Source organism: Paucisalibacillus globulus (genome assembly GCF_900184735.1).
Taxonomy (GTDB): domain Bacteria; phylum Bacillota; class Bacilli; order Bacillales; family Amphibacillaceae; genus Ornithinibacillus; species Ornithinibacillus globulus_B.
The window spans coordinates 217,556-229,166 of the sequence record NZ_LT855390.1 but is presented as its reverse complement, the minus strand read 5'-3'; the positions used below and the strand labels follow the sequence as shown (position 1 = coordinate 229,166).

Below are 11,611 nucleotides of genomic sequence, written 5' to 3'. Positions count from 1 at the left end.
AGTTTTTCAATTTTAATCATTTATATAAAAACTTCCCAATCAAACCTAAATAACTAACTTCTAAAGGCTTTTACGTAATTCAATAACCGTAACATCTATGTACAATTTTCATCTCTGTGCTTGAGTAGAACAAAGTGTCATTCATACATAATATAATTTCTAATAATCATTCAATATCTCACTAATTTTCAAGTATATATTCCCTGTCTGTGCTGCATGTCTCCGCTTTCTTATAATTAGAGACAAAAAATCTATTTGATTTTCTAGTACAGCCATGAGATCAGAACCATCCATTAACAGAATAGTACTGCGACTTACGGAATGTATTCTAACAGCGTCTTCAGAAAATCCATTTACAGATAAGAATAACCCCAAGGTATTATCTAGTTTTCTATTAATTTTTCCTGCGAAACTATCTAAATCTGAAGTACCTGATAAATGACTCGTCCATTTCGCTTCAAACAAATAATCAGTACCTTCTAGGGAAAAGGCTCCATCAATTTGTTCACCCGTGTTTCTAAATGAAGCTTTAGGATCTAAATCAAATAGTTCAAATAGATCGTAAAGAACCTTTTCAAGTTCAAATCCCCTTTTTTGATATTCTTGAGAAGTAACTAGTCTAAAATAATTTGTCTTAATTTCATCTAGTTTACTCAATACAGCTTGACTTGATCTGATTTTCTTTAAGTTCTCCAGCCTTTTCCTTTTAATTTCTTCCTCTTCTTTAATTCTTTGTGTCTGATCCTCTATTACCCTTTTAAGATCAGCAACAGTTTTCTTTGCTCTCTCTGCCTTCCTTTTTCCATCTTCAAGTTGTTCAAGATGACGAAAGCTCTCCATCTTGATCACCTCATGCGCGAGTCTCCTGATATCACCTAAGTACCTTTCCTGATTACTACAAAGTTCATCAATGATATCCGAGACAATTTGTCTTTTATAACCATTCCAATCTGGACGATTAATAATGGTAGTATCATTTATACAATTGCTCAAAAAGCTCCTCAAATTACTTTTGTACCAGTATATACTGCACAATGCTTCTTTTAATAATTCAATCGCAACAGCCGATAACTTCTTCGCCATTTAACACCCTCCAACATTCTGGATAGTCAGGATTAATTCAGGGCAACTTACGTGAGATATCCTGAAACCGGTTTGGTTTTTTCATAAATCCAAATAATTCGTAACCCAATCTATATTTTTTAATGCTTAACCACCCCAATTATTTTTATAGTACTAGACTGATAAATATTTATCGCTAGAATACACATAAGAATATCTGTATACCAATTCACTTCTTGTCCTTGTTACTGTAAGATATTATTTCTACTTACCTCACCTTTACGCTCCTCTTTACTATAAATCTTTCACAAAACAAAAATGTCAGTCATCGCATAAAGGTTTCTTCACGCAACCTTTACTATAAATGACTGACATTCGCTGTTATGATCTATATTGATCTTTGATTCTAATGCTTGCTGTACTAAATAATCCCTTACTTTAGTATATTCTATCATTAACTCTACAAAATTCTACCTTATACTTCGGACCGCAATGTCTTATAAACATCCGCTGCAATAAATGCATAGACAGTTTTAAAGTACGAATCGTCAGATCCAATCAATCTTTGATAGGCTTCTGAATTCTTCGTGTACTCATCCATTACTCGATCAAGAAATACATCCTTAAACAAGCTATTTTCAAACATTTCTTGACTATTATTTTTAGCCATGTTTACTATTTTTGCATCCACTTCTTGAGTAAATGCCTTGTGCAATGTTTCTACAATTACTCGATCTTGTGGAGAGAAATCATCTGGGAAACGCTCGTTAATTCGATAAATAATCTCTTCTAGCGAATCACGCTCTTCAACTGGTTTTACGTTTGCATTAAATTCTTCAGGGTGCTTTAATTCGCCACCCTCTTCACTTTCAGCAACAAGCATGATTTCGCCTTCAAAATCTTTTTGTAGCTTATAATACTCAAGCTTGACTTTATCCGCAATATCCACTTTTTCACGTTTTTCTTTTGGGATAAATTTCAATAAATAACTTGTATAAATATTTTCTTCTAATAATTCCATATCAAATGTACGATCTAACTGGGCGACATAGTTATACCATTTACCGAAATTGCGTAGTGTTACTCTAAATTCATATTGTGTATCTTCTGGTAAGTCTTCATAACGCTGAATGACTGGTTTGAATAAGCTAGACATACGACCTAATAAACGCTCATCTTGCTTCTTTTGTGCTTGTTTCACTAATTTCATCACTTGTGCAATATCATCATCATTGTACAACGCAAATTTACGTAACTTACTTTGCGTGTCATAAATTAAATTTAAGTTCACTTCTTCTTTTAATGTCGTTACTTCATAGAAAGGTTGGAATGCTTCTAATATCTCTTCTTCTGTGTTCACAAAATCCAATATAAACGTATCTTTCTTTCCTTGCATCGTTCGATTTAAACGGGATAGTGTCTGTACTGCTTTAACGCCGCGTAATTTTTTATCGACAAACATCGTATGAAGTAACGGCTCGTCAAAGCCTGTTTGATATTTCTCTGCAACGATTAATAAATTGAAGTCATCGCTATGAAACGTTTCTTTTAACTGATTTTCTTTAACCCGTTCGCCATCTTTCGTTATGTTCATATTCGACTCCGTATATTCTTTGTCATCGTCTGTAACAGTACCTGAAAAAGCAACAAGGACATCGAGGTCTGAATAGCCTTTTTCTTTAATGTAAGCTTTAAATTCTTTCATATAACGAACTGCATGTAAACGCGAAGGAGTAACAATCATTGCTTTAGCCCTACCACCAATTGCCTTTTTTGTTACTTCTCTAAACTGCTCAACCATCACTTCTGTTTTTTGTCGTAACACCCAAGGGTGGAAAGATTGATAGCGTGCAATCGCTCGAACAGCTTCTGTTTTCGGTAATTCAGGATTTTCTTCTATTTCTTTTGCAATACGGTAAGAGGTTTTATATGTCATATAATTTTTTAATACGTCTAAAATAAATTCTTCCTCAATCGCTTGTCTCATGCTATAGATATGGAATGGTCTAAAGCTACCATCAGCTTGCTTTGTACCAAACATTTCAATCGTTTTTTCCTTTGGGGTAGCCGTAAAAGCAAAGAAACTTAAATTATGATGTTGTCCTTGTGATAATAAAGTTTGAACGAGCTGGTCTTGGTCATCTAATGTTTGGTTTTCAATATCTTCTTCAATCTCTTGATATTCTTTAAGAGATGCTTCTTTATCAGCAAGTGCTTGCTTTAGTTTCTGTGCACTTCTCCCAGTTTGCGATGAATGTGCTTCGTCAACTATGATCGCAAACCTTCTTCCTTCAACTGCATCAACTTCTTGATAAATGACCGGGAACTTTTGTAATGTTGTAATAATGATTTTCTTTTTATCATTAATAGCATTTTTCAAGTCTTGAGACGATTTATTGTCACCAATTGTTTCTACTTGTCCTGTTGTATGTTCAAAACTTGTAATCGTATCTTGTAGTTGTCGATCTAGAACTGTACGATCCGTAACGATTATAATAGAAGAATATATTGGTGTGTTTTCTCTATCATGTAAGGATGCTAAATGATAAGCGAGCCATGCAATGCTATTCGATTTTCCCGAACCTGCAGAATGTTGAATAAGATAATTTTTCCCTGAACCATGTTCTGCAACATCTTGTACAAGCTTATTTACAACGTCCAATTGATGGTAGCGAGGGAATATTAATATATTCTTTTTCACTTCAAAATTCATGAACCGTTCAATAATATCCATCAATTGATTACGATGCAGAACTTGTTCCCATAGATATGCTGTCGGGTATCCGTCTGTATTATGAGGGTTACCTTTTCCGCCAACTTCCCCAGCACCATTTGACCCTTGGTTAAATGGTAAGAAGTAAGTTTTGTTTTTTTCTAATTTGGTGGTCATATATACTTCAAAGTGATCAACAGCAAAGTACACTAAAAAACGTTTATTAAATTGAAATACAATCTCACTTGGATCACGACCATTTTCAAATTGTACTTTTGCATGTTCAACATTTTGTCCGGTATATTGGTTTTTTAATTCTAAAGCGACAAGAGGAATACCATTTACAGCTAGTACCATATCAATCGTATTACGATTTTTATTACTGTATGCAAACTGACGGATACATTGAAAGCGGTTTGCTTCAAACTGTTTAATATTTTCATAGCTTAAAGAAGAAACAGGTCGAAAATAAACCACTTTAAAAGAAACACCACGATCTTTAATTCCTTTTCTAAGTACATGCAATAGACCATGTGCATTTACTTCTTCATTAAATCGTTTTATAAATTTCGTATCCGCATCGTTACGGTAAACCTTTTCGTATCGCTTCCAAGCTTTTGGTTGTGTTTCTCGAATAAATGATAGTAGAACTGAGACATCTAACCCTAGTTGTGGATCATAGCTTGTATCCTTGAAGGCGACTGACTCCCAGCCGCCTTCATTTGTTAAGCTCGTTTCAATATCTCTTTCAAAACGCTCTTCTTTATTTTCAAGCACATTCCAAGCCCCCTCAAACTTCTTTTTTTCCGGTAACATATTCGTAGATGAGAGATTTTTTATATTTTTCAAGTTCATTAATGATTGTTTTCTTATTTTGAATCAAATTATCTACTTTCTTGGTTTGGATGTCTAAATATGAGACTATTTCTTGTTGAATCTTTTTTGTAGGTATTGGTATAGGAAGGTTTCTATATTTCTCTGCACCAATATTTTGTATAGTTGCCTGAATTGTTATTGAATTTTTCCAATTCTCAAATGAACCAGATAGAGTATAGTAGTAAATAAACTTTGGAATTATACTGCTTTTAAGCTGGGCTTTAATTAAATATCCTGCAAATGTATCTCCTACATTATCTTTTCCTACCAAAAAGGTTTTTCCTACACTCGCTCCGCTCCTAGCAAAAAGTATATCTCCTTCAGCTAATAGATATGGTTCTGCTTTTTCTCTAGTTAAGGATAACTTGTTTTCTGATGATAGAATATTATTATCTAAAATATCAGTAATTCTTATATACCTTGGTAAATCATCATTATAATAAATACCAGACTCGTTAGCTCCATATAATAATTGCGTTTTTAGAATTTGTTTCAATCTATTAAGAGTCCAATTATGAGGAATATAACCTATAAATTCAATCCCACTATCTTTCATTTCAACATTTTCGTCTAACCCTTTTGTTACAGCTTTTGTAATAATAGATTGCTTATATTTTTTTAGTTCATCAATCGACTGTTGACTTTCAGAAAGAATAGTATTAATTTTTTTTATACTATCAGCTAAGAATTTCGATATCCTGATTTGTCTTTCTTTAGTCGGGAAGCTGAATTTCAAATCAAGAAAATCTTCGCTTTTTATAGTGTTTCTCAAGCTTTTTGTAATTGGAACAATTATTTTATCGTTATCTAACATTAATAAGTAATAATATATAAAGTTGACATCGAATTTTTTATAAATCTGGTATTGTGTATATGCTGGGCTGGTAAGTCCATCATCATATGCTATTCCAACACATCGAGGTGTTACATCTATATCAAATAGGCATGTGATAATGTTTCCTTTACTAATTTTCTGATACCCATCAAAAGTTGTAGGCATTTTTCCTTTTGGATTGACTAAATCTCTTACAACTACACCATTCATAGTTAAAGAAAGAATGTTCTCTCCATTATATCTATCAACAATCTCTTTAACCCTATATAATGCTACCTTTAACCTTCTTGTATCCCAATCCATTGGTATCTTCCCAATCCACTCAACACCTGAATCTTTCATTTCCTTACTCAACATTACTCACATCCTTACCTGATAACGCTTGGAAGTTTGCAACAATAGATTCCTCTAGCTTTCTTATTCGTTCTGCAATTACTTCTGAAGGTTCTGGTGGAGTATATTTATAGAACAAACGTGTAAACGGTATTTCATAACCAACTTTATCCTTCTTTCGATCCATCCATGCATCTGTATTAAACGGTAGTACTTCACGTTCAAAGTAAGCATCTATATCCTCTTTTAATGGAATGTCTTCTGTATCACGTAATTTAGTATCTGCTACCGGTTTATTTTTCTTCAAGATGATATTTCCATCTTCATCACGTTGTGGGCTTTCAACAGTAACACGTGTATAGCCGAAATCTTCATTATCAAAGATCTTAGATTCTACTATTTTTTCACCTAATCTATATTCTTTATTTTCAAATTCACCATATGCTTGTACAATCATATTTCTACATTCCTCTGAAATGTCAACCCGCTTTTCACCAATGTTTTTCCTTCGTTTTTCAAACATTTTTGAAGCGTCAATCAGTTGTACTTTTCCTTCCCGTTCAGGTGACTTGTCTTTTGTAATGACCCAAATATATGTCGAAATTCCTGTGTTATAAAATAAGTCATTCGGTAATTGTACAATTGCTTCCAACCAATCGTTTTCAATGACGTATTGCCGAATACTGCTCTCTCCACCACCAGCATTACCTGAAAATAGTGCAGAACCATTATGGATAATTGCCATTCTCCCTGTCTCTTTCAATTTTGAAATGCCATTTAATTGAAAGAGTAATTGGCCATCACTTATTTTCGGAAGTCCAACACCGAAACGTCCGTTTTCTCCTAATGCATGTTCATCTTTTACAGCCTTTTGATCCCTTTTCCAGTCACTTCCAAACGGGGGATTGGAAATACAATAATCAAATTCATATCCTTCAAATTGATCATTTGATAGTGTACTTCCCAATGCCATATTATCTGGGTTTCCACCCCGAATCATGGTATCTGCTTTTGCAATTGCATATGTTTCAGGATTTAATTCTTGTCCATATGTTCTTACTTCTGCATTTTCGTTAAAATCCTGAATACGTTCTTGCATTGCTGATAACATTTGCGAAGTACCCATTGTTTGGTCGTACACCGTTTTTACTACATCTTCTCCTGTTAACGTGTCTCTATCTTCAATTAATAGTAAATCTGTCATTAAATAAATAATATCTCGACTTGTGAAATGTTCTCCGGCTTCTTCGTTATAACTCTCTGAAAACTTACGAACCAATTCCTCAAAAATATATCCCATATCTGTACTCGTTACTTTATCTGGACCTAGATAAGATTCTTTTTTATTAAATTCTTGAATAACATGAAATAGTGCATCATTATTAGCCAATGTTGATATTTCAACATCAAATTTAAAGCTCTCTAAAATGTCTAGCATATTATCTGAGAAGCTATTTAAATAAGCTCGGAAATTTGTCTCAATATTTGCTGGATCTGCTAATAATGTATCGAATGTATATACACTCGTATTGTAAAATGAATAACCCGAAGCCTGCGTTAAAAATCGATGTCTAAAAGCCTCATTCATGTCTTTATGTTGTTCTGACGCTTTTAAAACCTTTTCTCGTGTTGGTAATAATGTGTCGTGTAGACGCTTAATTACTGTCATAGGTAAAATAACTTTTCCATATTCATGTGGTTTGTATAACCCTCTTAATATATCAGCTACGTTCCAAATTAAATTAGCTTGTTTTTGTACATTAATCGTTGTTTGTGCATTACGTTGATTTTCTGTCATTATAATCCTTCCCTTTCTTAACTACTGAAACTATTTACCTATATTAATTTTATCATATTAGATACACAATTCGGGGAATAGTTTATTAGTAATAACTAGTAACTTCTCAAGAATATTCATTGCTATATTTACAGAAGTTGTTTATATCAAATTCATCTCATATGACTAATAAACTAAACAATTAAAACTTTCATAAAACCCAAAAAGCAAGAGGCTATTCCCGTATGTGGGAGTAGCCTCTTGTCTCAGATTATGAAAAGTTAAACATCACGATAAGCTTCCTGAATTTTTTACGTTTCTGAAGTCACTGAAGATATCATTATTTACAATAGACAGTATACCAACATTCTTACATGATAACGTGTATTAGCTTTATCATAATCTTATAGTGGAAGAGGACTCAATAATTACTGCCCTTTACAATTTGTTTAAGTCTTCAAAGTCAAAATAATAAATAACATCTTTTATGCGACGATTTCTTGTACTACTACCTTTAGTTACATGAATTTCTCTAATCACAGAGTGAAAAAAAGTCTTCTTTTCATCGTCAGATAGCGTATGATAAAACTCTTCAAAATGTTTAATAGAAAAATCGATAATATCCATAATTGATTCATTATGTTTCAACTCTATTTGCTTTATAATCTCAGCAAGAATAGACTTCTTCTTATTAATAGCTTCTTGCTTTGAAGTTAAATGAGCCTTTAGCATTTCAGGATCTAAATTAAGAGTCAAATCACTAGATAAATCTATTACGTTTAGCATCTCTTTTTCTAGCCTCTCTATCTGTTTTTTGAGATTGCTAGCTTCTTTCTCTAAAGGATTTAACTCATACCCTAATATGGACTGTGTAGTAGAATAAATTGCTATTGGAGAAACTTTACCCTTAAGACGGTGTAAGAAATCCTGTAGTACATATTCTTCAGCATACTCCTTTTTAATAAGATTGGAAGAGCATGCACTACTACCACTGCTTTTATTTTTATTGCATTGGTAGTATCTATATTTTTTACTACTGTTCCCTTGCACCATAGAAGTTCCACATTGTGGGCATTTGAGTAAACCAGAAAGCGGGTAAGATCCCGGATATACTTTTTCTGGAATATAACTTCTTACTTTCATAACCTTTTCCTTTTCATCCCACAATGACTTTTCAATGATTGGTGTATGCTTTCCTTTACTAACCTTCCCTTTCCATTTACTATTCCCAATATAAATTTCATTTTCTAAAATGGTTTTAACAGCATTAATTGTCCACTCATTTCCTTTTTTAGTCTTAATTCCTTGCGTATTTAGGCTAGACGCAATCTTCCTATAGCCCCACCTTTCCAATGCATATTTTTCATAAATATATTTCACGACTTTAGCTTCATATGGGTTTATTACCAATTCTTTATTTTTACTTTCATACCCAGTTACCTTTCCACCTAAAAAATCTCCATCCTTTGCTCTTTTCTCCATACCTGAGGTTGTCCTGAATGAAATGAATTCCCTTTCCAACTCAGCAAATAATGACATAATGTGAACAAAGATTTTAGCTTTAGGATCTTCAGTGTTGATGCTGTCAGCTATAGATATAAGGTGTTTATCCAGTGAGTTCAAACGCTCCATCACATACAATGTATCTAAAGTATTTCGAGATAAACGGTCTTGCTTGAAAACTATAATATAGTCTATTTCCTCTTCTTTTTTTAAAGCTCGGTGATACATTTTCTTAAATCCGTCCCTACCATGAAACGATGCACCTGACTTAAGATCATCAGTGTAAATATCTACAAGTTCAATATTATTCGATTTGCAGTACTTAATAATTTCTTCTTCTTGCTTCTCTAAGGACGTGTTCTCTAAATCTCGATCAGGTCTTGGACTTCTTCGCCTATAACCTAAAGCCCTTTTAGACCCCATTATATGTCCCCTCATTTCTGTTTTTCATTTTATTTTCAATCTGATTCGAATACTTAATTATTAATTCCGAAAAGTAATGTAAGAAATCGGAGGCTTTGATCTTCTCCATATCGTCTTTTGTAGCCAAGACTGATTCATAATGTTTAGTGTAATCAAGTTGATTGTTATTTTTCATTGCTACACCTCTATCTAATAATTCATTATTTTTTATTCAGATAAAAAAACACCACTAACAATATCTGAAGAAATAGTTCTTCAAATTATTGTTAGCGGTGCTTCCGCTTCATTATAAATTAATTGCTAAAGAAAGTCCGACTAACTTAGCTTATCTAAATGCCCCTAAAGTTAATTATGCCATCCTTTAAATTGGGGCAAAATTAATTTAAATTTATGGTTTAAACTTTCGGTTTTTTGACCATAACATAAATAAGAGATTCGATTTTTTAACCACAAAAGTATCCTTTTGTGTGTATGAAACCGAAGTACCATCCCAAAAGACTATTGATATCAAGGGATTTTTGAGACAGTACATTTTTATTTAAGGCTTCTATTTTGTGCCTTTCGGTTTAACAGGCAGTTGCTTCAACAGTTCTTCGGTTATCTGTACAGTATCATTTTCAATTTCAACAAATGGATTAAGCCTATACTTTATTGAAAGTGTAAAATCATTATCGCTATTAATTCTTAACTTGACCTGCTCGATGAATGTAAGACACAAAGTTCGCTTTTCGCTATTGAACAATGAGTTAATATCAGCATTTTTAAAATGTGAATACACCTCATACAATGCAATATCATTGTTAAGTAAGTTGATTTTATCAATAGCATGATTCAGCTTATTCTTTTCATCACTTATAATTTTTTTAGAATTATTTATAATTAAAAGAATATCTTCCTTTGCTTCTTGTTGGGTCAGCATACGCTCATTAAAAAGAATTTTCTCTTCAGTTTGTTCGATTAATTTCTTGCACTCTTTTAACGTTTGAAGCCAACCTGATAATGCAGATTTACTTTCTTCAATTAATTGATGCATATTCGATGTCCACTTTTTAGATAAGTCTGCCAATACTTCTTTATGAATGTTATCTATGTGGATTATTACCTTGCAATTTTTGCACCTATAAACTAAATATTTCCCGCTTTTTCCCTTAGGTGAATTGTCTTTTGTCTCGAACGGTAAGTTACAATTGCTGCAATACAAAAGATTTCGAATAAAAAAAGGAGTATTTAGCTTGCCATATTTCTTCTTATAACTTTTTACTTGTGTAACAATTGAAAACATCACAGGAGAAATAATAGCTTCATGCACATTTTTAAAAAGTTCTAGTTCTACACTGTCATTTTTAGTTTGAGTGGACTGTGCTTGCTTAACGTCCCAACTAAGGTGACCTGCATATGTGTGGTTTTTCAGAATATAATCAATCGTACTGCTGTGCCACTTGCTAATATACTTTGTCTTTACTTGATTTGCATTTAGAAAATCAGCAATTGTTTCATTCGAGTGTCCCCATGAAGCACTGTCAAAGATCATTGTAACAATAGGCGCTTCAATACTAGGTTTTAATACCCCTTCTATTAATTCATACCCAACAGGGGTACGCGCTCCTGGGCGCAAGGGTTTACCACCTTCATTTGTTAGAAGACTTAGTTGTGCATCTTTTGCTCGCTTTGATTTAATATTTGATTCTTCAGCAGCAAAGACAAATTTAGCCTGAACTAAAGGATCATTTGGATTCCATTCACCTGCAGACTCAGTGCTGTAAAATTTAACATTGGGATACTGTTCCTTAATAGGGCAATAAATTTCTCGATAAAAGTCATAGATTTTACGAGTTAGCCGAGACTCATCGTAGAAGAAAATACCATCAAATTCTTTGGCATCGCTAAGTAATAATCTCATATTTTCCCGTTTCGATGCATTTTTCCGAAAAGCACTTTCCCCCTTATCAAACCTCCACTTTTCGATTGTATATCCTTCTTGCTTAGCTCTCTCACTAATCATTTTCTTTTGAATCTCTTCTGAATGGTTACCTATTTGTTTGTTATCTGAGATGCGGAGGTAACCCACCCCTCTTAAATTGTTTTTCAA

At 33.1% G+C, this 11,611-nt stretch carries 7 protein-coding genes; all 7 read right to left on the bottom strand.

What is annotated here, in order from left to right; all coding sequences use genetic code 11:
• Window positions 1-159: 159 nt before the first annotated feature.
• Window positions 160-1,083 (bottom strand): hypothetical protein, encoded by a 924-nt coding sequence (locus BN999_RS10445; RefSeq protein WP_096271311.1) that lies wholly within the window; start codon window positions 1,081-1,083, stop codon window positions 160-162.
• 454 nt (window positions 1,084-1,537) lie between these two features.
• Window positions 1,538-4,591 carry a type I restriction endonuclease subunit R gene (locus BN999_RS10440; protein ID WP_373453628.1) on the bottom strand — a complete coding sequence of 1,018 codons (3,054 nt, stop codon included), beginning with the start codon at window positions 4,589-4,591 and terminating at the stop codon, window positions 1,538-1,540.
• Window positions 4,566-5,843: a restriction endonuclease subunit S gene (locus BN999_RS10435; RefSeq protein WP_217988474.1), complete on the bottom strand. Its 1,278-nt coding sequence runs from the start codon at window positions 5,841-5,843 to the stop codon at window positions 4,566-4,568. The genes BN999_RS10440 and BN999_RS10435 overlap by 26 nt, the downstream gene beginning before the upstream one ends.
• Complete coding sequence (locus BN999_RS10430) at window positions 5,833-7,617, bottom strand: type I restriction-modification system subunit M (protein WP_096271309.1); 1,785 nt, start codon at window positions 7,615-7,617, stop codon at window positions 5,833-5,835. The genes BN999_RS10435 and BN999_RS10430 overlap by 11 nt, the downstream gene beginning before the upstream one ends.
• Window positions 7,618-8,034: 417 nt before the next feature.
• Window positions 8,035-9,522: a recombinase family protein gene (locus tag BN999_RS10425; RefSeq protein ID WP_255247446.1), complete on the bottom strand. Its 1,488-nt coding sequence runs from the start codon at window positions 9,520-9,522 to the stop codon at window positions 8,035-8,037.
• Entirely contained in the window at window positions 9,512-9,697 is a 186-nt protein-coding gene (locus BN999_RS10420; protein WP_096271307.1) for a hypothetical protein, read from the bottom strand. Before BN999_RS10420 ends, BN999_RS10425 begins: the two co-directional genes overlap by 11 nt.
• Before the next feature lie 372 nt (window positions 9,698-10,069).
• On the bottom strand, window positions 10,070-11,611 hold the full coding sequence (locus BN999_RS10415) for a recombinase family protein (RefSeq protein ID WP_141249054.1): 1,542 nt from the start codon (window positions 11,609-11,611) through the stop codon (window positions 10,070-10,072).